General features: G+C 59.9%; 26 protein-coding genes. 17 read left to right on the forward strand and 9 right to left on the reverse strand.

The features are described from left to right. Position 1: 1 nt before the first annotated feature. Entirely contained in the window at positions 2-130 is a 129-nt protein-coding gene (locus IB144_RS20770; protein ID WP_012737473.1) for a hypothetical protein, read from the reverse strand. 62 nt (positions 131-192) lie between these two features. On the opposite strand from IB144_RS20770, the gene eat reads away from it, so the two are divergent. The 3 genes from eat to eutC are packed head-to-tail and all read left to right on the forward strand — an operon-like array spanning position 193 to position 3,743. Beyond that, positions 193-1,572: an ethanolamine permease gene (gene eat, locus IB144_RS20775; RefSeq protein ID WP_004177284.1), complete on the forward strand. Its 1,380-nt coding sequence runs from the start codon at positions 193-195 to the stop codon at positions 1,570-1,572. A 9-nt stretch (positions 1,573-1,581) separates the two neighbouring features. Further along, entirely contained in the window at positions 1,582-2,970 is a 1,389-nt protein-coding gene (locus IB144_RS20780; protein ID WP_004177286.1) for an ethanolamine ammonia-lyase subunit EutB, read from the forward strand. Then, positions 2,967-3,743 carry an ethanolamine ammonia-lyase subunit EutC gene (eutC, locus tag IB144_RS20785; RefSeq protein ID WP_016532555.1) on the forward strand — a complete coding sequence of 259 codons (777 nt, stop codon included), beginning with the start codon at positions 2,967-2,969 and terminating at the stop codon, positions 3,741-3,743. Before IB144_RS20780 ends, eutC begins: the two co-directional genes overlap by 4 nt. Positions 3,744-4,182: 439 nt before the next feature. Here eutC and IB144_RS20790 read toward each other — a convergent pair whose 3' ends face one another. Next, positions 4,183-4,326, reverse strand: coding sequence for a hypothetical protein (locus IB144_RS20790; RefSeq protein WP_032429757.1), 144 nt, complete (start codon positions 4,324-4,326; stop codon positions 4,183-4,185). Here IB144_RS20790 and IB144_RS20795 point away from each other — a divergent pair. The 5 genes from IB144_RS20795 to IB144_RS20815 are packed head-to-tail and all read left to right on the forward strand — an operon-like array spanning position 4,319 to position 8,850. After that, positions 4,319-5,425 (forward strand): ABC transporter substrate-binding protein, encoded by a 1,107-nt coding sequence (locus IB144_RS20795; RefSeq protein WP_074177501.1) that lies wholly within the window; start codon positions 4,319-4,321, stop codon positions 5,423-5,425. The two genes, IB144_RS20790 and IB144_RS20795, sit on opposite strands and share 8 nt — an antisense overlap. A 19-nt stretch (positions 5,426-5,444) precedes the next feature. Further along, on the forward strand, positions 5,445-6,344 hold the full coding sequence (locus IB144_RS20800; RefSeq protein ID WP_002890128.1) for a branched-chain amino acid ABC transporter permease: 900 nt from the start codon (positions 5,445-5,447) through the stop codon (positions 6,342-6,344). Next, positions 6,344-7,393 (forward strand): branched-chain amino acid ABC transporter permease, encoded by a 1,050-nt coding sequence (locus IB144_RS20805; RefSeq protein ID WP_002890127.1) that lies wholly within the window; start codon positions 6,344-6,346, stop codon positions 7,391-7,393. Before IB144_RS20800 ends, IB144_RS20805 begins: the two co-directional genes overlap by 1 nt. Then, positions 7,380-8,162 carry an ABC transporter ATP-binding protein gene (locus IB144_RS20810; RefSeq protein WP_004151354.1) on the forward strand — a complete coding sequence of 261 codons (783 nt, stop codon included), beginning with the start codon at positions 7,380-7,382 and terminating at the stop codon, positions 8,160-8,162. The genes IB144_RS20805 and IB144_RS20810 overlap by 14 nt, the downstream gene beginning before the upstream one ends. Beyond that, the gene (locus IB144_RS20815; RefSeq protein ID WP_002890126.1) at positions 8,155-8,850 is read left to right on the forward strand and encodes an ABC transporter ATP-binding protein; all 696 of its coding nucleotides are present in this window, start codon (positions 8,155-8,157) and stop codon (positions 8,848-8,850) included. Before IB144_RS20810 ends, IB144_RS20815 begins: the two co-directional genes overlap by 8 nt. 116 nt (positions 8,851-8,966) lie before the next feature. Here IB144_RS20815 and IB144_RS20820 read toward each other — a convergent pair whose 3' ends face one another. Next, the gene (locus IB144_RS20820; protein ID WP_002890108.1) at positions 8,967-9,137 is read right to left on the reverse strand and encodes a hypothetical protein; all 171 of its coding nucleotides are present in this window, start codon (positions 9,135-9,137) and stop codon (positions 8,967-8,969) included. A 334-nt stretch (positions 9,138-9,471) separates the two neighbouring features. Between IB144_RS20820 and IB144_RS20825 the strand changes: the two genes are divergently transcribed. The 4 genes from IB144_RS20825 to IB144_RS20840 are packed head-to-tail and all read left to right on the forward strand — an operon-like array spanning position 9,472 to position 12,529. Further along, on the forward strand, positions 9,472-10,281 hold the full coding sequence (locus IB144_RS20825; protein ID WP_065888834.1) for an ABC transporter substrate-binding protein: 810 nt from the start codon (positions 9,472-9,474) through the stop codon (positions 10,279-10,281). Between the two features lies 1 nt (position 10,282). Next, on the forward strand, positions 10,283-11,101 hold the full coding sequence (locus IB144_RS20830) for an amino acid ABC transporter ATP-binding protein (RefSeq protein WP_021465907.1): 819 nt from the start codon (positions 10,283-10,285) through the stop codon (positions 11,099-11,101). Further along, entirely contained in the window at positions 11,098-11,850 is a 753-nt protein-coding gene (locus IB144_RS20835) for an amino acid ABC transporter permease (protein WP_004178715.1), read from the forward strand. The genes IB144_RS20830 and IB144_RS20835 overlap by 4 nt, the downstream gene beginning before the upstream one ends. Continuing rightward, the gene (locus IB144_RS20840; RefSeq protein ID WP_004178714.1) at positions 11,840-12,529 is read left to right on the forward strand and encodes an amino acid ABC transporter permease; all 690 of its coding nucleotides are present in this window, start codon (positions 11,840-11,842) and stop codon (positions 12,527-12,529) included. Before IB144_RS20835 ends, IB144_RS20840 begins: the two co-directional genes overlap by 11 nt. Before the next feature lie 3 nt (positions 12,530-12,532). Here IB144_RS20840 and IB144_RS20845 read toward each other — a convergent pair whose 3' ends face one another. The 6 genes from IB144_RS20845 to IB144_RS20870 all read right to left on the reverse strand — a co-directional run bounded on the left by IB144_RS20845 (position 12,533) and on the right by IB144_RS20870 (position 19,327). After that, the gene (locus IB144_RS20845) at positions 12,533-13,243 is read right to left on the reverse strand and encodes a fimbria/pilus periplasmic chaperone (protein WP_002890061.1); all 711 of its coding nucleotides are present in this window, start codon (positions 13,241-13,243) and stop codon (positions 12,533-12,535) included. Next, positions 13,212-14,855 carry a fimbrial adhesin EcpD gene (ecpD, locus tag IB144_RS20850; RefSeq protein ID WP_149358899.1) on the reverse strand — a complete coding sequence of 548 codons (1,644 nt, stop codon included), beginning with the start codon at positions 14,853-14,855 and terminating at the stop codon, positions 13,212-13,214. Before ecpD ends, IB144_RS20845 begins: the two co-directional genes overlap by 32 nt. Beyond that, positions 14,845-17,370 carry a fimbrial biogenesis outer membrane usher protein gene (locus IB144_RS20855; protein ID WP_021312330.1) on the reverse strand — a complete coding sequence of 842 codons (2,526 nt, stop codon included), beginning with the start codon at positions 17,368-17,370 and terminating at the stop codon, positions 14,845-14,847. The genes ecpD and IB144_RS20855 overlap by 11 nt, the downstream gene beginning before the upstream one ends. 25 nt (positions 17,371-17,395) lie before the next feature. Next, complete coding sequence (locus tag IB144_RS20860) at positions 17,396-18,064, reverse strand: fimbrial chaperone EcpB (RefSeq protein WP_004144586.1); 669 nt, start codon at positions 18,062-18,064, stop codon at positions 17,396-17,398. A 58-nt stretch (positions 18,065-18,122) separates the two neighbouring features. After that, positions 18,123-18,710 carry a common pilus major fimbrillin subunit EcpA gene (ecpA, locus tag IB144_RS20865; protein WP_002890053.1) on the reverse strand — a complete coding sequence of 196 codons (588 nt, stop codon included), beginning with the start codon at positions 18,708-18,710 and terminating at the stop codon, positions 18,123-18,125. Positions 18,711-18,784: 74 nt separating this feature from the next. After that, on the reverse strand, positions 18,785-19,327 hold the full coding sequence (locus IB144_RS20870) for a helix-turn-helix transcriptional regulator (RefSeq protein WP_004144585.1): 543 nt from the start codon (positions 19,325-19,327) through the stop codon (positions 18,785-18,787). 847 nt (positions 19,328-20,174) lie between these two features. Here IB144_RS20870 and phnC point away from each other — a divergent pair. The 5 genes from phnC to IB144_RS20895 all read left to right on the forward strand — a co-directional run bounded on the left by phnC (position 20,175) and on the right by IB144_RS20895 (position 24,069). Then, positions 20,175-21,017 carry a phosphonate ABC transporter ATP-binding protein gene (gene phnC, locus IB144_RS20875; RefSeq protein ID WP_004177295.1) on the forward strand — a complete coding sequence of 281 codons (843 nt, stop codon included), beginning with the start codon at positions 20,175-20,177 and terminating at the stop codon, positions 21,015-21,017. A gap of 22 nt (positions 21,018-21,039) precedes the next feature. Continuing rightward, complete coding sequence (phnD, locus tag IB144_RS20880) at positions 21,040-21,978, forward strand: phosphonate ABC transporter substrate-binding protein (protein WP_040215676.1); 939 nt, start codon at positions 21,040-21,042, stop codon at positions 21,976-21,978. Between the two features lie 66 nt (positions 21,979-22,044). After that, on the forward strand, positions 22,045-22,917 hold the full coding sequence (gene phnE / locus IB144_RS20885) for a phosphonate ABC transporter, permease protein PhnE (RefSeq protein WP_002890001.1): 873 nt from the start codon (positions 22,045-22,047) through the stop codon (positions 22,915-22,917). Next, positions 22,914-23,798 (forward strand): phosphonate ABC transporter, permease protein PhnE, encoded by an 885-nt coding sequence (gene phnE, locus IB144_RS20890; RefSeq protein ID WP_040215677.1) that lies wholly within the window; start codon positions 22,914-22,916, stop codon positions 23,796-23,798. The genes phnE (IB144_RS20885) and phnE (IB144_RS20890) overlap by 4 nt, the downstream gene beginning before the upstream one ends. A gap of 100 nt (positions 23,799-23,898) precedes the next feature. Further along, entirely contained in the window at positions 23,899-24,069 is a 171-nt protein-coding gene (locus IB144_RS20895; RefSeq protein ID WP_130261662.1) for a LysR family transcriptional regulator, read from the forward strand. Positions 24,070-24,320: the final 251 nt, after the last annotated feature.

Consider the following 24,320-nt stretch of genomic DNA (forward strand, 5'->3'; position numbering starts at 1 on the left):
GTTATACCGTGCCGCCGCTGAAAAAGCAAAGCCGCTGCACCAGGGCGCGCGCCGACAGCGTGCAGCCTGCCCCATTTTTGCGCAGCGCCAGCGGGCGCGCCACGGACTGACGCCTTATCGCGGCAGACAACGTTCTGGCACTCTCTTTGCAGCCTGTCGTTCAGCACCTTTCTATCTGGCGAGGCAATACGTATGACAGAGCACACCACCACCTTAAAAAGAACGCTCGGCAGTTTTCGTTTATGGGGGATCGCCGTCGGACTGGTGATATCCGGGGAGTACTTCGGCTGGAGCTACGGCTGGTCACAGGCGGGCACGATGGGGTTTATGGTCGTCGCCCTGGCGGTCGCCGCCATGTACTGCGCCTTTATTTTCAGCTTTACCGAGCTGACCACCGCCATCCCGCACGCTGGCGGCCCTTTCGCCTATGCCTACCGCGCCTTCGGGCCCACCGGCGGCTTTATCGCTGGTTTTGCCACCCTGATTGAATTCGTCTTCGCCCCGCCGGCCATCGCCATGGCCATCGGGGCCTACCTCAACGTGCAGTTTCCGGCGCTGGATCCGAAATGGGTCGCCTGCGGCGCCTACGTGATCTTTATGACGCTCAATATTCTCGGCGTCGGCATTGCCGCCACTTTCGAGCTGATCGTCACTCTGCTGGCCATCTTCGAGCTGCTGGTGTTCATGGGCGTGGTCGCCCCCGGCTTCTCCTGGAGCCACTTCACCACTAACGGCTGGGCGGGCGCGGACAGCTTCAGCGGCCTGGCGCTGCCGGGGATGTTCGCCGCCATTCCGTTCGCCATCTGGTTCTTCCTCGCCATTGAGGGGGCATCCATGGCGGCCGAAGAGGCCAAAGATCCGCAGCGCACCATTCCCCGCGCCCTGGGCGGCGGCATTCTGACGCTGACGGTGCTGGCGATCGGCGTGATGGTCTTCGCCGGCGGCGTCGGCGACTGGCGCGCGCTGTCCAATATTAACGATCCGCTGCCCCAGGCGATGAAGACGGTCGTGGGCAACGGCAGCGGCTGGCTGCATATGCTGGTGTGGCTGGGGCTGTTTGGCCTCGTCGCCTCCTTCCACGGCATCATTATGGGCTACTCGCGGCAGATCTACTCCCTCGCCCGCGCCGGCTATCTGCCCGCCGGGCTGGCCTCCCTCAACCGCCGCACGCGCACCCCGCATCTGGCAATCCTCGCCGGGGGCGTGGTGGGGATCGCCGCGATCTTCTCCGACTCGCTGATCACCATCAGCGGCATGCCGCTGACCGCCTGCATCGTCACCATGTCGGTATTTGGGGCTATTGTTATGTATATCACTTCCATGGCGGCGCTGTTCAAACTGCGCCGTAGCGAGCCGAAGCTGATCCGTCCGTTCCGCGCCCCGCTCTACCCGCTGGCGCCGGCCTTTGCCCTCGGCATGGCGGTGCTCTGCCTGGTGGCGATGGTCTGGTATAACCTGCTGTTGGCGCTGATTTTCGCGGCGATGATGCTCGGCGGCTACCTGTGGTTCCGCAAAACCGCAGCGGCCCGTGAACGGGCGCCAGTGGATCCTCAACTGCGCACGGTCTCCTGAGGAGGCGGCATGTATAAAACCACGCTATCGGGCCAGGTATGGCGCTTTGATAGTCTGAAAACGTTGATGGCGAAAGCGTCGCCGGCCCGCTCCGGCGACGCCCTCGCAGGGATTATCGCCACCTCAGCCGAAGAGCGGATGGCGGCGAAAATGGCCCTCGCCGAGGTGCCGCTGACCGACATTCTCGACAACCCGCTTATCCCTTACGAGCAGGACGAAGTGACTCGCCTGATCCTCGACACCCATGATGCGCAGGGCTTTGCCGCCCTGCGTCACCTGACGGTCGGCGATTTTCGCGACTGGCTGCTGGATGATGCTACCGATACCGCCACGCTGCAGCGGGTCGCCCGCGCCATCACCCCGGAGATGGCGGCGGCGGTCAGTAAGCTGATGCGCAATCAGGATCTGATCCTTGCCGCCAGCAAATGCCAGGTGGTGACGCGCTTTCGCAACACCATCGGCCTGCCCGGCCACCTCAGCGTACGCCTGCAGCCCAACCATCCCACCGACGACCTGAAAGGCATCGCCGCCAGTATGCTCGACGGGCTGCTGTACGGCGCCGGGGACGCGGTGATTGGCATCAACCCGGCCAGCGACAGCTTACCGGTGCTGGCGCAGCTGAACATCATGCTGGACGATATTATTCAGCGCTTCGCCATCCCCACCCAGTCCTGCATTCTGACCCATGTGACCAATACGCTGCAGCTGATTGAGCGCGGCGCGCCGGTGGATCTGGTGTTCCAGTCGGTGGCCGGTACCGAAGCGGCCAACAGCGGCTTCGGCATCAATCTTGCCATGCTGCAGGAGGCCCGCGAGGCGGCCCTGAGCCTCAGGCGCGGTACCCTCGGCAACAATGTGATGTATTTTGAGACCGGCCAGGGGAGCTGCCTGTCGGCCAACGCCCACCACGGCGTCGACCAGCAGACCTGCGAGGCGCGGGCTTACGCCGTCGCCCGCCACTTTGAACCGCTGCTGGTCAATACCGTGGTCGGTTTTATCGGTCCGGAGTATCTCTACGACGGCAAGCAGATTATTCGCGCCGGGCTGGAGGATCATTTCTGCGGCAAGCTGATGGGCCTGCCGATCGGCTGCGACGTCTGCTATACCAACCACGCGGAAGCGGATCAGGATGATATGGACACCCTGCTGACCTTGCTGTGCGCCGCCGGGCTCACCTTCCTGATCGGTGTGCCCGGAGCGGACGATATCATGCTCAATTACCAGAGCACCTCGTTCCATGACGCGCTGTACGCCCGTCGTCTGCTGGGCTTAAAGCATGCCCCGGAGTTCGCCGACTGGCTGGCGAAGATGCAGATTATCGATCCGCACGGCGCGCTGCGGCTCACCGACGCCCGCCATCCGCTGCTGTCCGTCCTGCCGCAAGGAGCCTCCGTATGAACCGTCCCGATGCCTGGAACCCGCTGCGTGAATTTACCGATGCGCGGATCGCCCTGGGGCGCAGCGGCGCCAGTCTGCCGACCCGCGAAGTCCTCAACTTTGGTCTGGCCCATGCCAGAGCGCGGGATGCCATTCATCAGCCGTTCGCCAGCCAACAATTGGTGGCGCCGCTGGCGGCGCTCGGCCTCGAGGCCCTGACGGTGCACAGCGCCGCGCCGGACCGTCATACCTATCTGCGGCGCCCGGATCTCGGGCGGCAGCTCGCCGATGAGAGTCGCGCCGACCTCGCCGCCAGCGGCGTCCGCCCCGCCGACCTGCTGCTGGTGATCGGCGACGGCCTCTCTTCCTGGGCGGTAGAGCGCCAGGCGGTGCCGTTGATCCGCGCCCTGCTGCCCTATCTGCGGACGCTGGGTATCGGCCTGGCGCCGGTGGTGCTGGCGCATCAGTCGCGGGTGGCGCTGGGGGATGATATTGGCGAAACCCTGAAAGCCCGCGCGGTGGCGATCCTGATTGGCGAACGACCGGGTCTCTCCTCGCCGGACAGCCTCGGCGTCTACCTCACCTGGCAGCCTCATCGTCAGCGCCTGGAGTCTGAGCGCAACTGTATCTCCAATATTCGGCCGGAGGGATTAAGCCATGACGCCGCCGCCTTTAAACTGGCCTGGCTGCTGGAGCAGGCTTTTTGGCGTCGGCTTACCGGGGTGGGTCTGAAAGATGAAAGCGATAATCCGGCGCTGCATGGTAAAATAAAACCGTTGCCCCCTTTAAAATAATAAGTCACGCGAGCAGCAGAATAGATTTTTAATATTATCTTGTGCACCTGACATTATATTCCGCCGCGTGCTGAAATTGCCCGGCGGCGCTTCGCTGGTACGGGTCTACGGAAGCCGTGCCAGCGGTTTATATGGCGTATTTTTCAGGCCGGGTAAGGCGCCAGTCGCCCCCCGGCAAAATGCTTTCACTGTACCAAAAACCGTGTTGTCACCAGCCTTATGCCCTTCCCTGCAGGTAATAAGAATATTGCATGAGTAAAAACGAAACGGACGTTGTAAGGTAAATCAGCGCATTAAAAATACCCGTCATACTTCAAGTTGCATGTGCGTTGGCTGCGTTCTCTCCCCCAGTCACTTACTTCTGTAAGCGTCTGGGGACTCGCTTACTTGCCGCCTTCATGCGACTCGAATTATTTAGGGTATATATCTCGTTATCTATTCAATATAACAGCCAATAATTCGCCGGACACGCTGGCGCATTATTCCTCAATGTTATGCAGTCATTGATGGTTAAAGATAAATAATCGACCGACGGAGAAATACCAATGAAATCGTTTTCCGGGAAAGCGTCTTTAATGGCCACGCTGGTTGCCGCGCTGGTCGGCGCCAGCAGCGCGCAGGCAGCGGAAATTAAAATCGGGGTGGTTTTACCCCTGAGCGGCGCCCTCAGCGGCTATGGTCAGCCGTCGCAGAAAGGGCTGGACATTATTCAGGCCATCGCCCCGACGTTAAAAAATGGCGATACCATCAAGCTTATCGTTATCGATGATAAAAGCGATAAAGTCGAAGCGGCCAACGCCATGCAGCGCCTGGTCTCCAGCGATAAAGTGGATGCCGTGATCGGGGAAGTCACCTCCTCCAACACCCTGGCGATGACCAAGATCGCCGACGACAGCAAAACGCCGCTGGTCTCCTCCACCGCCACCAACGACCGCGTCACCCGCAACCATCCCTACGTCAGCCGGGTCTGCTTCTCGGACAGCTTCCAGGGGGTGGTCGGGGCCAATCTGGCCTCCCGCGATCTGAAAGCCAAAACCGCCGCCATCGTGTTTGACAGCAGCAACGACTATTCCGTCGGCCTGGCGAAAGCGTTCCGCACCCAGTTCCTGAAAAACGGCGGCACCATTCCCATCGAGGTCCAGGCCCCGGGCGGCAGCAAGGACTTTAAAGCCCAGCTGGCGAGCGTCAAGGCGAAGAATGTCGACATGATTTACATGCCGATCTACTACACCGAAGGGGCGCTGATTGCCGTGCAGTCTAAACAACTGGGGCTCAACAAACCGGTGGTGGGCGGCGACGGTCTGGCCGCGGATCAGGTCTTCTTCGATGTCGGTAAAGACGCGGTCAACGGCTATATGACCACCGATTATTACTCGCCGAACGCCAAAGAGCAGACCCCGGCGGGGGAAACCTTCATCAAAGCCTGGGAAGCTAAATACCAGCAGCCGACCCATACCTGGGGCGCAATGGCGGCGGACGCCTATAACGTCATCGTCAACGCCATGAACCAGTGCAGCGATCCCCACGATCGGGTCTGCGTAAATGAAAAAATCCGCGCCACCAAAGATTTCCAGGGGGTGACCGGCACGCTGACGTTACAGAACGGCGATGCCATTCGCAGCGCGGTCATCAACGAAGTGAAAGATGGCAAGCTGGCGTTTCGTACCGTGGTTAACCCTTAAGTTGTGACGAGGCTACAAAATGGACGGCGCCATTTTTCTCCAGCAAGTGGTCAATGGAATGAGTCTTGGGGGCATGTACGCCCTGATTGCCATCGGTTATACGATGGTTTATGGCGTGCTGCGGCTGATCAACTTCGCCCATGCGGACGTGATGATGGTCGGCGCGTTTAGTACGCTGTTTTTATTTTCTTCGGTTGGGCTACCCTTCGGGGTAGCCGTTTTCCTGACCCTCGGGCTGTGCGGCCTGTTTGGTATGCTGATTGACCGGGTCGCCTATCGTCCGCTGCGTCAGGCCTCGAAAATCTCCATGCTGATCACCGCCATCGGCGTCAGCTTTTTTCTCGAAAACCTGTTTAACGTACTGTTTGGCGGCAGCTCGCGCTTCTTCTCCGCCCCTGACTTTTTCAACCAGACCCGGGCCTTCGGCAGCGTCATCATTACCAACGTGGCGTGGATTGTGCCGCTGATCACCGTCCTGCTGCTGCTGGCGATCCTCTGGCTTCTGTACCGCACCCGCTATGGGATGGCGATCCGCGCGGTGGCCTTTGACGTCAACACCGTGCGCCTGATGGGCATTGACGCCAACCGGATCATCTCCCTGGTCTTCGCCCTCGGCAGTAGTCTCGCGGCGCTCGGCGGCGTGTTCTACTCCATCAGCTACCCGACGATCGATCCCCTGATGGGCGTGCTTATCGGCCTGAAGGCCTTCGCCGCCGCCGTGCTGGGCGGGATCGGCAGCGTCACCGGCGCGGTGCTGGGCGGCTTTATCCTCGGTTTTACCGAGGTGGTCGCCGTGGCGATCTTCCCCGAACTGGGCGGCTATAAAGACGCTTTCGCCTTCCTGTTCTTGATTCTGGTCCTCTTGTTCCGCCCGGTCGGCATTATGGGCGACGAACGTCTGGAAAGGAGCCGTTTCTGATGCTCAACGCGACGACGACCGCCGGGGCGCAGCTGCGCAACCTGGCCATTATTGTCATCTGTATCGCGCTGCTGGCCGGAATCAACGTGGTTTTCAATGACTACATTGTTCGTGTCATCAGCACCATTTTTATCTTTATGATCCTCGCGGTCAGCTACAACCTGATCAACGGCGTGACCGGCCAGCTGTCGCTGGAGCCGAACGGCTTCGTGGCGGTGGGCGCCTACGTGACCGCCCTGCTGATCCTCTCCAGCGACAGCAAGGTAGACATGTTTGAAATGGCCGCCCCCAGCCCGTGGATCCTCAGCCTGCACGCGGGCTTCCTCCCTGCCCTGCTGATAAGCGGCCTGTGCGCGGCGGCGCTGGCGGTGTGCCTCGCCGTGCCGGTCTTCCGGGTACGTGGCGACTACCTGGCCATTGTCACCCTCGGCTTTGGGTTTATCATCAAGATCCTCGCCATTAACAACCCGCAAATCACCAACGGCGCCATCGGGCTGAACGATATTCCGCAGCAGCCGCATCTCCTGTTCTGGTGCGGGCTGTTCGCCCTGCTGGCCACCGGCATGATCCTCCAGCTGGTGTGGTCGAAGTATGGCCGGATGATGAAAGCTATTCGCGACGATGAAGATGCGGCGATCGCCATGGGGGTCAACACCTTCCGCATTAAAACCTGCGCCTTCGCCACCAGCGCCTTCTTCGAAGGGATCGGCGGCGGTCTGCTGGCCTCCCTGCTGACCACCATTTCCCCGGGGCTGTTCGACTTTATGCTCACCTTCCAGCTGCTGATTATTATCGTCCTCGGCGGGCTCGGCAGCACCACCGGCGCCCTGCTCGGCACCGTGCTGGTGGTCGGCAGCGGCGAGTGGCTGCGCTTCCTCGATCAGCCGCTGCAGTTCTTCGGTCACGATCTCGGCGCGTACCCGGGCCTGCGAATGGTGGTCTTCTCCCTGCTGTTGCTGATCATCATGCTCTTCGCCCGCGAGGGGCTGCTGGGGAAAAAAGAGATTTGGCAGACCGGAAGAAGGAGCGGCGGCTATGGCGGAAAATAACGTTATCCTGCAGGTGCAAGACGTCACCATGCAGTTCGGCGGCCTGCGGGCCATCGACAACGTCAGCTTCCATGTTGACGAGGCGGAGATCTTTGGCCTTATCGGCCCTAACGGCGCGGGCAAAACAACCCTGTTTAACGTCATTACCGCCAACTATAAACCCACCAGCGGCAGCGTCACCCTGGCGGGCACGTCGCTGAAGGGGCTGAAGCCCAACCAGGTGGTGAACGCCGGGATCGCCCGCACCTTCCAGAATATCCGCCTGTTTAACTCCATGACGGTGCTGGAGAACGTGATGGTCGGGCTCGACCGCGCCAGCCGCTACTCGCTGCTGGAGGCGGCCCTGCATATTGGTCGCTACTTTCCGGCCGAGCGGGCGGCGAAAGCCAAAGCGATGGCCATCCTGGAGGATATCGGCATCGCCCACTTCGCCCATATGCAGGCCACAAACCTAAGCTATGGCAACCAGCGCAAAGTGGAGATCGCCCGCGCGCTGGCCACCGCGCCGAAGCTGCTCCTGCTCGATGAGCCGGCCGCCGGGATGAACCCGAAGGAGACCGAGGATCTGGCGGAGCTGATCTTCCGCATGCGCCATGACTATCAGCTCAGCGTCCTGTTAATCGAGCACGATATGCCCTTCGTCAACCGCCTGTGCGAGCGGGTGATGGTTCTGGAGTACGGTAAGCCGCTGTTCAGCGGCCTGATGGCCGAGGCGATCCAGCATCCGGACGTCATTTCCGCTTATCTGGGAGAAGCCAATTATGCTTAACGCCCGGGAACTGAAGGTCTTTTACGGCGTGATCCAGGGTCTGAAGGGCGTCGATATCGATGTCTATGACCGGGAAATCGTCACCCTGATCGGCAGCAATGGCGCCGGTAAAACCTCCACCCTGAACGGGATCGTCAACCTGGTGCGCTCCAGTGGGCGCGTCAGCTTCCTCAACGACGATATCTCACGCAGCCAGACCCACCAGATCGTGCGTCGCGGGCTGGCGCTGGTGCCGGAGGGACGGCGCGTCTTTACCAACCTGACCATCGAAGAGAACCTGCGCATGGGCGCTTACAATAATCTCGCCGGCTACGCCCGCCTGCGCGATCGCATGTACGCCCTCTTTCCGCGGCTCAAGGAGCGGCGCCATCAGATGGCGGGCACCATGAGCGGCGGCGAGCAGCAGATGCTGGCCATCGCCCGGGCGTTGATGAGCGAGCCGGTGTTATTGATGCTGGATGAACCGAGCCTCGGGCTGGCGCCGAAAATTGTCGGCGAGCTGTTCGGCATCATTAAGCAACTGCGCGAAGAGAATATGACGGTGCTGCTGGTGGAGCAGAATGCGACGGCCGCGCTGGCGATCGCCGATCGGGCGTATGTCCTGGAGAATGGCCGGATCACCTTGTCAGGCGCGGCGCGGGAGATGCTGACTAATCCGGAAATTAAGCGGATGTATCTGGGGGGATAGGCATGGTCAAAACTGCCTGGGCTGCGGCGGCGCCTCCTGCGAGGCCGCAACCTCAGGCAGTCTCTTGCTACACAAAGCACACCTCGTTCCAGTAGGCTTCTCGCGTCCTGCGTCGCTCAGTATGTCTTATCATGACGGAACCACCGGGTTTCCACGTTGCCAATGTCCACGCCGTAGAGGCTGGCTACCGGCAGGATCGCCTCCATGACGCGCTGGGTATCCTGCTGTCCGGCTTCACCGTTGGACAAAAAAGCCAGCCAGCCCGTTAACCGTTGCCACAATGCCACTTTCGTTTTCTCCTCTGTCGGGAAGCGAATCGCCTGGGTCTATTTCAACCACAGTTGGCCGGGCGCGGGAAATATTAATTCCGAATTTGCAATCCTGGCTGGCGCATATTACCCCCGGTCCTATCACCCTCTCCCTGGCCCTCTCCCTAAGGGAGAGGGGACCGCCCGGCAGTCGTTGCCGTCCTGGTAAAACGCCAGCGACGCATAAAGAATACCCATAGGTTTGTTAAGTTCTTTTTGGTTATAGATAAGAATTTTTTCTTCTTTGCCGCCGACGGGCAATTTGTGGGAGCGTGATGTCCACAAAACAAAACAGGGATTCAGGGGAAAAACTATGCGCAATAAAACCACAAAAATCGCACTGGCGCTGGGTATGCTGCTGCTCGCCTCGCAGGCACAGGCGGACCAGCTGGCTGACATCAAAGCCGCCGGCGTCGTAAAAGTCGCCACCTTCGACGCCAACCCGCCGTTCGGCTCCGTGGACGCCAAAACCCACCATATCGTCGGCTACGACGTCGACTTTGCCCAGGCGCTGGCGAAAGCGCTCGGCGTCAAACTCGAGCTGGTGGCCACCAACCCGGCCAACCGTATTCCGCTGCTGCAGTCCGGCAAAGCCGACCTGATCGTCGCCGACATTACCATCACCCCGGAGCGGGCCCAGGTTATTGATTTCTCAACGCCGTATTTCGTCACCGGCCAGCAGTTCCTCGTGCCGGCCGGCTCTCCGGATAAGCTCGATGAGTACAGCAAAGCGCGCATCGGGGCGGTGAAAGGCACCACCGGCGAACAGGCCCTGCACCAGCGTTTCCCGCAGGCTCGCGTCCTCTCCTATGACGATATTCCGCTGGCCCTGACCGCCCTGCGCAACGGCAACGTCCAGGCCATCACTCAGGACAGCACCATCCTCGCCGGTCTGCTGGCGGAAGCGCCGGATAAAGCCAAGTTTAAAATTCTGCCCGACCTGCTCAGCAAAGAAGAGATTGGCGTGGGCGTGAAGATAGGCGAACCGGCCCTGCTGAAAGCCGTCAACGATGAGCTGGTGAAGCTGGAGAAAACCGGCGAAGCCGCGAAAATCTATGATGTCTGGTTTGGCCCTGCCACTAAAACGCCGCAGCCGCGCGCCTTTACCATAGAAGCGAAATAATATGTTCTCGGGTTTACTCTCCCACTCCGCGGCTCCGGCCGCGGATTTTTCACGTCTGCAGCGCGCCAGCATTACGTTCCGTGATGTGGCCAAGCGCTACGGCGATCATCAGGTACTTAACGCGATCAACCTGCAGGTCGAGCCCGGCGAAGTGGTGGCGATCCTCGGCCCTTCCGGTTCGGGAAAATCGACGCTGATCCGCTTGATCAACCAGCTCGAATCCTTAAGCGGCGGCGAGATCCTGATCGACGGCAAACCCACCAGCCGGCTGAGCGGCAGCGCCTTGCGCCAGCTGCGCAGCCGCGTCGGCTTTGTCTTCCAGCAGTTCAACCTTTATGCCCACCTGACGGCGCAGGAGAACATCACTCTGGCGCTGGAGCGCGTTCATGGCTGGGAAAAAAGCGCGGCTCAGGCGCGGTCGCTGGCGCTGCTGCGTCAGGTCGGACTGGAAGAAAAAGCGCAGCAGATGCCGGCGCAGCTCTCCGGCGGCCAGCAGCAGCGGGTGGCCATCGCCCGCGCCCTGGCCTCCTCGCCGCAGATTATCCTGTTCGATGAGCCCACCTCGGCGCTCGACCCGGAGATGATCGGCGAAGTGCTGCAGGTGATGAAAACCCTCGCCCACAGCGGGATCACCATGCTGGTGGTGACCCACGAGATGCAGTTTGCCCGCGAAATTGCCGACCGGGTGGTGTTTATCGACGGCGGCGACATCCTCGAAGTCGCCCCGCCGGCTGAGTTTTTCGCCCATCCGCAGCATGCCCGCGCGCGGCGTTTTCTGCAGAAGGTGCTGGATCCGCTGCACCAGGAGAGCCTCGAGTGACGCCGATGCTTGACTGGCACGGCGTCCTGAGCGGGCAGCCGTTGCAATGGATTATCTCTGGTTTTCTCACCACCGTCTGGGTCAGCGTCGCCGGGATCCTGCTCGCCACCCTGCTGGCGGTCCTGCTGCTGGCCCTGCGCCTCGGCGGCGGACGCGCGGGGCGCGGACTGGTGGCCGCGTGGGTTTCGTTGTTTCGCAATACCCCGCTGCTGGTCCAGCTGCTGTTCTGGTACTTTGCCGCCTGGAACCTGCTGCCGCTGGCGGTGAAGGAGGTGGTGAACGACGAACACGCCTGGTCCATTCTGCCGGGTAACGTCTGGTGGCTGACGCCGGAGTTCCTCTGCTCGATGTGGGGGCTGGGGGTCTTTACCTCCGCCTTTCTGGTGGAAGAGATCGCCTCCGGACTGCGCGCCGTCAGCCACGGGCAGCGGGAAGCCGCGCTGTCGCAGGGCTTTACGCCGTGGCAGGAGCTGCGCTTTATCCTCCTGCCGCAGGGGCTGGCCAACGCCTGGCAGCCGATTGTCGGCCAGTATCTTAACCTGATGAAACTCTCATCGCTGGCCAGCGGCATCGGCTTTGCGGAACTGACCTATCAGGTGCGGCAGATTGAGAGCTATAACGCGCACGCCCTGGAGGCGTTTGCCGTCGGCACCGCGCTGTACCTGGCGCTGGGGGTGGCGATGGGCGTGGCGCTCACGCGTCTCGGCCCGGGAAGAAAACTGCAACGGAGCGCCCGACATGAACGCTAATCTGGCGGTGATCGCCGATAACCTCGATTACCTGCTGTGGGGCCGGCTGGCGGAGGGCCAGCCCGGCGGCGTGGCGCTGACCCTGCTGATGGCCATCGGCGCCACCCTGCTGGCGCTGCCGGGAGGCATTGCGCTGGCGGGCCTGGCCTGGCGCTACGGCGGGCTGGTGCGGCGTCTGCTGTTTCTGTGGGCGGAAATTATCCGCGGCATCCCGCTGATATTTGTCATCTTCTGGCTGTGGTATCTGCTGCCGATGCTGACCGGCGGCGATCTGCCCGGCGCGGTGACCGTGACCCTGGCGCTGGCGTGGTTTACCGCCGCCTCGGTGATGCACTCGGTGCTGGCCGGGCTGCAGTCGCTGCCGAAAGGACAGTATGAGGCGGCGCTGACCCAGGGGTTCGCTCCCGGGCAAACGCTGCGCCTGGTGCTGCTCCCGCAGGCGCTGCGCAACGTTCAGCCGTCGCTGGTGGGGATCTTTATCGGCCTGCTGAAGGACACTTCGCTGGCGTTTATCGTCAACGTCCCGGAGCTGACCACCGTGGCCGGCCAGGTCAACAACCGGGTGCAGATCTATCCCCTGGCGATCTTCGTCTTCACCGGCGCGGTGTACTACCTGCTGTGCTGCGGTCTGAGCCTGCTGGCCAGCCGGCGCTTTACCCGCCGCGCGACCACCAGATAAGGCTCACTCCGCGGGACGGGGCTTCAGCGGACAGGTATCGCTGATCTTAATAAATTTGTCGTTATAGACCAGATAGTGGTTCCCCGGCTGGCGCAGCGCCGGCTGGCGAACCACGTCCCCGGGACGCAGATACCACGCGTCCCCCTCCTCTTCGGTCGAATCGCATCCGGGCTTAATCAGCAGCTTAAACCAGGTATTGCCGGTGTTGCTCACCGTCCCGGCCACCTTATCGAAAGACCATTTAAACTGTACCTCGCGCGGGCGCACCACCAGAATGGTATCCATCACCACCACCGGCTCCATGCTGACCTCGCCGCCGGTCGGGCTGCGCCTCGTCAGGTTGCGGGTGGGGATTTCGCGAAACGAGACCCGATAGTAGCGCTCGCGGTTATCCCGCGGCCCATGATAGTAAAATTTAAAATACTCGCTCTCACCTGCCTGCAGCACCAGCTGGCGGGGGGCGAACAGCAGTTCGCCATCCACCGGCCGGGAGCGGACTTCGCTGCCGCCCGGGCGATCGATGGCGCTGACGGCGATGCGGTACAGCCGCGCGCTTTTATTGTTGTTGACCACCCGTTTGCTGGCGAAATCCGCTTCGGCAGGCAGGGAAAAGGTCAGGTTACCGACCGAGATCGCCTGCGCCAGCGGCGCTGCCAGCAGGCAGCCCACCGTCAGCAGGGCCTTAGTTAATGTTGCGCCACGTCGCCTGGACATGAATCTCTCCTGAAGCGCTGACTTCGCCAAACCAGCCGTTATCGTCTACCGTCCGCAGCGAAATGGCGTTATCCATCGGAATCGAAAATTTCACCGTGGTCTTATCCATCTGCCCCACTTCGCCGGAGATATCGGTCCACGGCGTGGTCAGCCACAGCGCATCGGTCATATCCCGCCAGCTGTCATCGCACCCGGCATCGTAGGTCTGCGTCGTGCCGCTGCGGGTGATAAAAGAGAGCGTCGCCGGGAATGGCACTTTCGCCGTACCGTCATCGGAGCTGAAGAGACAGTAGGAACGCCCGCCAATCACCTGCGCCGGTCCGGTCACCTTGATCAGCACTTCATCGGCGGCCGTTTTACCGCTGGTGGTGACGATGTAGCCGAAATCGAGCGCCGGTTCGCCGCTGCCGACATACCCCTCGCGCGACGGCGCCGAGGTATATTCGTCGGAGATAATGCTGATGCTGAAATCACGGGGCTTGATAATCAGCGTGTTGGAGGTGGAAAACTCATACCAGCCTGACTCCGGCGAGGTGGTGTTCTGAAAGCGAAAGTTGAACAGATCCTTGGTGTTGATATCGCTGATTCCGAGGTTCACCATCTGCTTAAAGAAGTTGCTGGAGAAGAAAACATAGATCGAGTCCGAGCTCTTCATCTCGTTGAAGGTGTAGTAATAGGCGGTATTGCTCACCGGCTTCCATGAGCTGCCGTTGAGGCTGAACTGCATATCGTACGCCCCGACGGCCGAGGCCAGCGACGAGTTGGCGATCGCCGGGAAAATATGGATCGAGGTGTTGCTTAAGCCGTTGGTCTGCAAGGTATAGTTGACCATTTTACAGCTTAATCCTGAGCGGCTGCCGATGGTCTGCGTCCGGCAGTCGGCGTTCCCTTCCCCGAGGGTCGGCACGCCGTCGCTGTTGATAAACACCTCCGCCAGCGAGTGGGTATTAATCAACCGCAGGTTCGCGGCTTTGGTGTGGGTGACGTTGCGCACATACCAGTTACCGGAGGCCTGATCCTTACAGCGCGCGCCGCTGCTGGCATCGTAGTTCACCGAGGTCTGACAGGCATTAATGGTCATCGTAAAGCTGCCGCCGACCGGCATCTGCTGCAGATATTGATAGAAGGCGTCCGACATCATGCCGTGCATCCACTTCGCGCCGCCGCTGGTCACCGTCGCGCCGTAAAACCCACTGGCGTCGGTGGTCTGCGGCAGGATCAGGCTGGTAGCCATATCGCACCCGGCGTACCAGTTGATGCAGCGCAGGCCGGTTAAGGGGTGTGAAACCGGTGAGTTTTCCAGCCACATATCAAACTTCCAGTTGGCATTGAGCCCGGTGTTGTAGCCGTTATCGATATAGCCGAGACTCTGCTGATAGATGGTCCCGGAGCCGGTGTATTTTAAGCCGGTCCAGCGGTTAGCGCCGGTCATACGCGGATCCAGCGCCCCGCCGGGGGTGACGAAAAAGTTGTCGTCGGAGTTGTTTTCCACAAACACAAACTCGCGCGCCGGCGCATCCGACCAGGTGGTCTTGGTCACCGCCGCCCTGAGCGCGGCTGCCGGCCAGAGCAGCGCGAGGATCGCCAGCGCCATCAGTACATTAACTTTCATTCTCTTCTCCTGACTGCTGCACCGCCGCCCACGACGAGAGGCCGCTGCAGACCACATCCCCGACCCAGACGGCGCCGCGCGCCTGGCTGAGCTCCAGCGCCACTTCGCAGGTTTTATTGCCGCCGTAGCTGAAATCGATAGTGGGGTATTTCTTATCCACGTCCATGACAAACTCGCCGTTTTCATCGGTCCGGGTACGGCCGATATGGTTGTTAATCCGCGCATTCGCCAGCAGCGTGCCGTCTTCTGCACGAATACGGCCGGAGACGGTGACCATCTGCTTCACCTCTGGCTCAATCACCGCGACGTTGCCCGGATAAAGGGTCAGATGACTCTTGCGCCCGCTGACGATGTCGTAGCTGTCGAGCGAGTTTTTGCTGTTCTGCAGCTCCACCTCATAGCGACCATAGGGAGAGAGCGGCAGGTAGTTACGCTTGCCGCTGAGCGGGAAGATCCGCCCGTTAACCCTGGCGCTAATCTGACCATCGTCCTCCAGCCCGGTGTTGAAGATCACCCCGGCGTTGCCGTCGGTTCGTCCGCTGGCGGCGATATTTTTGCCCTGCCAGCCGACGCTGCCGCTGGCGGTGAGGTTGGTGTTGACGTAGCCGTCCGCCGCGCTGTTGACGTTCAGCGTGCCGCTGGCGTAGCGGGCGTCGAACTGGGCATACGCGCCGCCGCTGAGGGTTTTGTCATCCCCGGTATCGCCGGAGATGGCCCGCGACAGATTGGCGCCGATGGTGCGAATAGTGCCTTCATCAAACTGCTTGCGCGCTGAGAGGTTAGCCATGGTGTAGCCGTTCTGATGGGTCATCCCGGCGCTGAACCAGTTGCCCAGCGGCAGCGACAGATCGAGGGCGATATATTTCCCGGTGTTGGCGCTGCTGTCGCCATTGTTATAGCGCTGGATCCCCGCCCGCAGGCCGAGCGAGCCAAAGGCGCCGCTGTAGACCGTCTGATAGTAATCCGCGGTGTAGTAATGGCTGTTGTAGCGACGGTCATCGTTGTAGCTGACGCTGAACGTCCCCAGCTTCGACCACAGCGCGTTCAGGTTGAGGGTGCCGCCGATCGCCCGGTTGTCGGCATCGCTGCGCCGCAATTGATCGCCAATGCGGGTTCTCTCCTGGTTAACCCACACTGAACTGAATCCCCCGGGCAACGTGGCGCTGATGCTGCCGACGCTGCTCCACGAGCTGTCGCTGGCCAGCATGTTTTGCAGGTTAACGTTGATCGACTCGCCCAGCGGTAGCGTCAGGCGGGTTTCCCCCACCGCCTGGTTGTCGTAGCCATAGCCCGTAGCCGCCCAGCTCAGGGTGCTGAGCGACCCGGAGGCCGAAAGGCCTGCCAGCCAGCTCTCTTTCGCCGGCCGGGTCTTTTTCCCGCTCTCTGACCAGCGATCCATATGAAAACTGCCGCCCCATACCTGCCACGCCAGCGGCGCGCCGGCGCCGCGTCCCCGGCTGAACAGCTTATTGACCCGCTGGGTGCGTTTGCTGACCACCCGACCATTGACGATCACCTCCACTTCCACGTCGTAAATACCGTACGGCAGGCCGCGGGTATCCACTTCATGGTTGCCCATGGCGAAGTTCTGGACGCTCAGCAACCGACCGTCACGGGTGAGATGCACCTCGCCCGCCGCCGGCAGAAAGGCGATCACCGGCGTGGCGGACTGGCTGTTGTCGAAGACGGTGGAGCTGGCCTGGTTCCCCCAGGAAAGGCCGTAAATCTTACCGGCCGAAATAGCGGTCATCGGTCCCAGGGACTGCAGGTTCCAGGTGTCAAGCATCCCGCCAGCAAAGCGGTGGCCGGCGAAATCGCGCTCATACATGGCCTTATATAATTCACTGTCCTGCTGACCGCTGCCGATGCCGTATAGCGAGCCGTCGAGCACCACGTGATGCTCACGCAGCGCCGTGACGTTGTTCAGCGACAGGTAGCTGGAGGTGTTGCTCCCGCCGTTACGCATCTGGTTGTTATAGACGCCGAGGTTATAGCTCAGGTTGCTGCTGAGAGCGTTGACGCTGGACTGACCGATATCTTCGCTGCGCGAGCGCAGGACGGTGCCCAGCGCCTCGCGCTTGACCACCAGCTGCAGCAGCAGCTGGCGCAGGCTGAGATCCAGCTGTGCGCTGTCGGTCAGGGGAATGGTGAGCGCCTCGCTGAACGGGGCGTTGGCCAGGCCGATCAGCTGCTGGCGGGTCTGTTCGCTGACGCTGGCGTTACCTTCGCTCTCCTCCAGCTGGATCTGCCGAACGCGCAGCTGGCCGCCGTCCAGCCAGATAAAGGCGCTGCCGATCCGCTGATCGTCCCGGGTGCTCTGGCTGCCGGCGAGATGAATATAGAGCGGGACGCTCATGCCGTCCTGCAGCGCCTGGCTGAAGGCCTGCGGAATAATCACCCCGCCAATCTGCTGCGCGCCTGCGGCGGTAGCGCTGACGTCGGGCTGAACGAACAAAAAGATCATGCCGAAGGCAAGCCGCGTTTTCAGTCCTGGGGTAATCCGTTGTAGAGGCATCGTCGTTATCCATCTGCACAGCTGTCTATTTCACGGGAACAAACTGCTCACCCTGCCAAAGCGCCACCCGTCCTTTTTTATCCGCCGTGTCCACGCGCGTAAAACGGCGCGATTTACCCGGCATCAGGTAGTAATTCTCTTTACATTCCTTACCATCGGCGGCCTTCAGGCAGGGGCCGTAGGCGAGGATCCGCAGCGTCGCATTCCCGGTGTTGGTCAGAGAGCCGTTGGCGTACTGAAAGCGATAGTTCACCTGCCGGGGCGCCACCACCAGGATGGTGCCGATGCGAGCGGAAGCAGTGGCCACCGCGCTGCGGTTGGCGTTATCGCGTTGGGCATCGCTGAGCGCCTGATCGAACCAGACAATGCGGTAATAGCGCTCTTTGTCATCCGCCGGGCCTTTGTAGAAGAAGCGGATCACATCGCTGGCCTGGGCGGGTAGCAGCAGGCTGGCGGGAGTGAGCAATACCTCATCCGGTTTGTCCATCGGGATAACCTGCCCGCCGTCCAGCGGGGAAGAGAGCCGTTCGAGATGGATATTGATCAGTCGACCGCTGTCTGTGCTGTTCTTGATCGTTTTGCTCAGCGTGCTGCTGCCGCTGTTCATAAAGGATGAAATATCGCCGACATCCAGCGCCTGCGCCGGCGACACCCCGGCAAGCAGCAGCCCGAGGGCCAGAAGGTGCTTTTTCATAACAATTCCGTCCGTGAAAAAAGCAGGGGGAGATCCCCCTGCTGGTGCATCAGAGGGATCAGCTGGTCCAGGTGGCGTCGAACTGTACGCTGACGTCGCCGCTCCAGATCCCTTCCGGCAGAGTGCTGTAATCGGTCACGGCGGTGGTGCCGTTGGTGGTGCCGCTGATGATGGAGAAAGTGAAACCATCCTGCGCTGTGGTACGGCCGCTGGCGTTGTAGCCATTAGCCAGCGCGCTGAGGTTGCCGCCCATAATATTGTTGGCGGTATCGATCATCACGGTATCGCCAGTTTTTTCCACCGCGGCGCCGTTATAATCCACGCCCACGCTCAGCGTGGAGCCGGAGGTATCCAGCTGGGTTAAGGTGTTGGTGATAAGACGCGAGGTCAGCTTAAAGGCGGTCGCCGTTGTGTCCCCCTCAATCGCCACGTCAAACAGACCTTTCTGCGAGTTAAAGCCTTTAATGCCTTCGGCGTACTGGAACGCCAGGCTGCCGAGCGGGGTCACAACCAGCTTGCTGGTGGTGTCTTTTTTAGCGGTCGCAGACCAGGTCGCTACAGCCTGAGCCGTTACGTCAGCAGCCTGCGCCACGCCCATACCGGTAAACGCCGTTACCAGAGCTATTGCCAGAACCTTTTTTTTCATCGCTTTTTCATCCTGAGTTGAATTAAGGACATGATGTCCCGGTGAACCATTTAAAAAACAGAATTGCCTGGGTGTTACTGAACTAACTTATATATTTTGGAATACAGTTTGGCCTCAGCATTACGCCGATGGGTATACACTGTCTTCACGCTACAATTTTCAATTCTGGCGATCGATTTCGGCTGCATGCCCTGGGCGGTCATGCGGATAATTTTCATTTCCCGATCTGTAATTTTATCTTTCTTAATATCTTTGCGGAGAAACCTGCCATTAATTACATAGGCCAGTTCTTTTCGAATATCGCGACTCAGACCAACATATACCACCCCGCGAATATCGCTATTGTAATACCAGTAGTTCGCTAAGGCCTCTGATTTCCTGGCCGCAATCAATACGACCTGTTTCCCCTTTACCGCGGATAGCCATTCGCTGTCGCGCCTGATAAATTCGTTTAATGAAGCCGTATTGAGATTGATAAACACAAAATCTTTTCTGATTTTCTCCAGTGAGAGATAAATTAATTCGTCGATGTCTACAATCAGTTCGGACAGTCCTTTATAGAAATAGGAGTCATCGGCAGACCAAATATACTTATCGGAACAGCTTTTATATTCCATATAGTTTTTAACCTCATAGTCCTTGAAGTAATCATTTTTACAACGTCACTGCTTGCCAGGCCTATAAAGTTTACTGGCGTATTCGTTTCCTTTAATAAATCGCCATTAAATAAGACACGCATTACTTATCAATATTGGATAAGCGGGGATTAAACTATAATTATTTTCTGCTTGGCGTTGAATTTAAGTTTTTTCCTATGGAGTGTCAACATGCGGAAAGGCAATGAATTTCGCGCCCAGGTCAATATTTACAAAAACTGAAAATATCAAATTTTTGAGCGCCAGAAAAAGACATTTATTTTCATAAGGTTATTGGTAATATAACCGTCAATTCTTATCTGCGCTTTATATTATCCAGGATCTTCGCCCTATTATGTTAGGAATATTCTTAATGGAACTCTTGAATGGCTTATCAAATAAACCGGATTTAGCACAAAAGAAAGGATATAAATCTACAAATAAACAAAAACCAGGATGATTCACCAACACATAAGACTAATGAATAGATTAACCTGCCGCACAAAATAGTTATGTATATGTTAATACATGCGGGATGTTGAATGCTAAACAAAGGCAGACGCATTATCTATTCGATTAAACAGTCTTCTTCATCAAGATTAAGCGAAGATTGCCGAAGACTGCCTACGCCTACGAACCGGTCTGTCTCCGCGTCCTCCAAAGCATAGCGGCTTTTCGGCGCTTCGCCAGCCGCCGGCATGCCGCACGCGTTGAGCCGCTGGCCGTCGCTCTTTCACGCCAGTTCACGCTTTGTTCGCAATACCGTCATCGAAATTTCATATAAAGACCTATTAATAGTGGCCAGTTAATGACGAACCTGGACACTCTTATGAACAGCTCTCTTGCCGCGGTGGCCGAAACTGATTTCCAGCCGTTCACTGATCTCGCTGCCGGCCGGCAGCGGAAGGTCTTAAGCGTGCGTAATCTGAGTAAAGCTTATCAAGCCCAGCACAAAGTGCTGGACGGCATCAGCTTTGATCTGCACGCCGGGGAAATGGTCGGGGTCATTGGCCGCTCCGGCGCCGGTAAATCGACGCTCCTGCATGTCCTCAACGGCACCCACAGCGCCAGCGGCGGAGAAATTCTTAGCTACCCGGAAGTCGGTACCCCGCACGATGTCTCACAGCTGAAAGGCCGCGCGCTCAATGCCTGGCGTAGCCACTGCGGAATGATTTTTCAGGACTTCTGCCTGGTGCCGCGCCTCGACGTGCTCACCAACGTCCTGCTGGGCCGCCTCAGCCAGACTTCAACCCTGAAATCGCTGTTTAAAATCTTTCCCGCAGCTGACCGGGCGCGCGCCATTGCGCTGCTTGAGTGGATGAACATGCTGCCGCACGCGCTGCAGCGGGCGGAGAACCTCTCCGGCGGGCAGATGCAGCGGGTGGCGATCTGCCGGGCGCTGATGCAAAACCCCGGGATCCTGCTGGCCGACGAGCCTGTCGCCTCGCTGGATCCGAAAAACACTCAGCGCATCATGGATGTGCTGCGCGAGATTAGCGAGCAGGGCATCAGCGTGATGGTAAACCTGCATTCGGTGGAGCTGGTCAGGGCCTACTGCACCCGGGTTATCGGCGTCGCCAGCGGCCAGCTTATTTTTGACGATCACCCCTCCCGGCTGACGCAGGATGTGCTGCAGCGGCTGTACGGCGATGAAGTTAGCCAATTGCATTAATTTCACTCACACGGGCAATATAATGAAAAAATATATGACTGGCGCAGTTCGTTTATCCGCAATGGTCGCGGGCATGATGATGGCATGGCAGGCAGCGGCGGCGCAGCCGAAAGAGCTCAATCTGGGCATTCTCGGCGGCCAGAACGCCACCCAGCAAATCGGCGATAACCAGTGCGTGAAGGCCTTCCTCGATAAAGAGCTGAACGTGGATACCAAACTGCGCAACTCTTCCGACTATTCCGGGGTGATCCAGGGCCTGCTGGGGGGCAAAGTCGACGTGGTGCTGAGCATGTCCCCCTCCTCCTACGCCTCGGTTTATCTCAATAATCCGAAAGCGGTGGATATCGTCGGCATCGCCGTGGACGACAAAGATCAGTCTCGCGGCTATCACTCAGTGGTGATCGTCAAAGCCGACTCCCCGTACAAAACGCTGGACGATTTAAAAGGCAAAGCCTTCGGCTTCGCCGATCCGGATTCCACTTCCGGGTATCTGATCCCTAACCATGCGTTTAAAGAAAAATTTGGCGGTAACGCCGACAATAAATACAACAACACCTTCTCCAGCGTCACCTTCTCCGGCGGCCATGAGCAGGACATCCTCGGCGTGCTGAATGGCCAGTTCGCGGGCGCGGTCACGTGGGCCTCGATGGTTGGCGATCACAACACCGGCTACACTACCGGCGCGTTCAACCGCCTGATTCGCATGGATCATCCGGATCTGATGAAGCAGATCCGCATTATCTGGCAATCGCCGCTGATCCCGAACGGCCCGATCCTGGTGAGCAATGCGCTGCCGGCGGACTTTAAGGCGAAGGTCGTGGCGGCAGTGAAAAAGCTGGACACCGAGGATCACGCCTGCTTTATCAAAGCGATGGGCGGTACTCAGCACATCGGCCCGGGCAGCGTGGCTGACTTCCAGCAGATTATTGATATGAAACGCGAGCTGGTGAGCGCGCGTTAATCCTGCCTCAACGCCGCCTGCCTGCCCCAGGGTAAGCGGCGGCGCTACGTTGAAGATCCCCGACGCATGAAGACAACCCACACCGAATTTGAACGCTATTACCAGCAGGTACGCTCGCGGCAAAAGCGCGATGCCGTCTGCTGGTCGCTGCTGCTGCTGGCGCTCTATTTTGCCGCTGGCAGCGCCGCGGAATTTAATCTGCTGACTATCTGGCACTCGCTGCCCCACTTCTTTGACTATATGGCAGAGACCATTCCGCCCCTGAGCGCTGGCAACCTGTTCGCCGATGTGCAGACCAAAGGGTCGCTGGCCTGGTGGGGCTATCGCCTGCCGATCCAGCTGCCGCTGATCTGGGAAACCCTGCAGCTGGCGCTGGCCTCGACCCTGGTGGCAGTCGCCATCGCCACGGTTTTCGCGTTTCTTGCCGCCAATAACGCCTGGTCCCCGGCGCCGGTGCGCTTTGCCATTCGCGTGCTGGTGGCGTTTTTGCGCACCATGCCCGAGCTGGCGTGGGCGGTGATCTTTGTGATGGCGTTCGGCATCGGCGCGATCCCGGGCTTTCTGGCGCTGATGCTGCATACCGTCGGCAGCCTGACCAAACTGTTCTACGAGGCGGTGGAAAGCGCGCAAAACAAACCGGTACGCGGCCTGGCGGCCTGCGGCGCGTCCCCGCTGCAGAAAATTCGCTTCGCCCTGTGGCCTCAGGTGAAACCGCTGTTTCTCTCCTATGGCTTTATGCGACTTGAAATCAACTTCCGCTCGTCGACCATTCTCGGGCTGGTGGGCGCGGGCGGCATCGGCCAGGAGCTGATGACCAACATCAAGCTCGACCGCTACGATCAGGTGAGCATCACCCTGCTGCTGATCATTCTGGTGGTGTCGGCGCTGGACATGCTGTCCGGTCGTCTGCGCCTGTGGGTACTGGAGGGTAAGAAATGAGCGTCTGGCACATGCAACCGGATCTCGCCGCCAGCCGGCGGCAGCATAAGCAGCTCTATCAGGTCCAGGGGCGCTACCTGCTCTACGTCGGGCTGGTGGCGCTAGCCTGCCTGCTCTATTACGTCTGGTTTTTTCTGCAGTTTGGTATCAGCGGCGAGCAGCTGACCACCGGCCTGCAGCAGATTGGCCGCTACCTGGCGCGGATGTTCGTCTGGCACGACTTCTGGAACTGGCCGTTCGGCTATTACTTTACGCAAATCGGCGTCACCCTGGCCATCGTCTTCGCCGGGACGCTGACCGCCACGGTGTTGGCGCTGCTGCTCTCCTTCTTCGCCGCCCGCAACATCATGCGCGGCGTGGTGCTGGGGACCCTCGCCCTGCTGATGCGCCGCCTGTTTGATGTGCTGCGCGGGATCGACATGGCTATCTGGGGGTTGATTTTTGTACGCGCGGTAGGCCTCGGGCCGCTGGCAGGGGTGCTGGCGATCATCATGCAGGACACCGGCCTGCTGGGACGGCTGTACGCGGAAGGTCACGAAGCCGTGGACCGATCTCCCGGGCGCGGGCTGACCGCCGTGGGCGCGAACGGCCTGCAAAAGCATCGCTTTGGCATTTTTACCCAGTCGTTCCCGACCTTCCTCGCGCTTAGCCTGTATCAGATTGAATCCAACACCCGCTCCGCGGCGGTGCTGGGCTTCGTCGGCGCCGGCGGTATCGGGCTTATCTATGCCGAGAATATGCGTCTGTGGAACTGGGATGTGGTGATGTTTATCACCCTGCTGCTGGTGGCGGTGGTGATGATCATGGATACCCTCTCCGCCTGGCTGCGCCGTCGCTATATCGGCGGCGCCGTGGTGCCGCTGTACCAGGACAAACGCTAGCGCCTTTGTGCCGGGTGGCGGCTGGCGCCTTACCCGGCCTACTCGTCCGGCTCTGACTGTCTCCAGGCCCGGCAAGCAACTTGGACTGCGCCGCCGGGCGATGGCATCAGGCACGGAGCTGCTTTTATGCCGGGTGGCGGCTGCGCCTTACCCGGCCTACAGCCCCAAATCACCGCTGGCGCAGGGGCTGCTGAAACTGCCGGGGCTGGCGGCCTCAACATCGCTGAGACGTTCCCGGAAGGCCGGGGCAGCCCGCATGGATGCGGGCTGAGGGCCGTGTTTTGCAGGGACGCTGCCTCGGCCCGACCCGAAGCCTGCAGGGATAAGTCGAAGGCACCACGCAGTGGCGATGTTGCTGGCCGGAGCCCGGGGGTACAGGGGGCGGCGGCGACTGGCCGCCCCCTGTGCGCTCCCTGCGCCATGACTGCCATAACGCAGACAATTAACCGGGAGCGCAATCGGCCCGGAAGTAACATAGAAGCTGTAGCCCTGCTAAGCGCAGCGCGGGCAGGGACATTTCCG

The organism is Klebsiella sp. K4 (assembly GCF_014596785.2).
GTDB lineage: Bacteria > Pseudomonadota > Gammaproteobacteria > Enterobacterales > Enterobacteriaceae > Klebsiella > Klebsiella pneumoniae.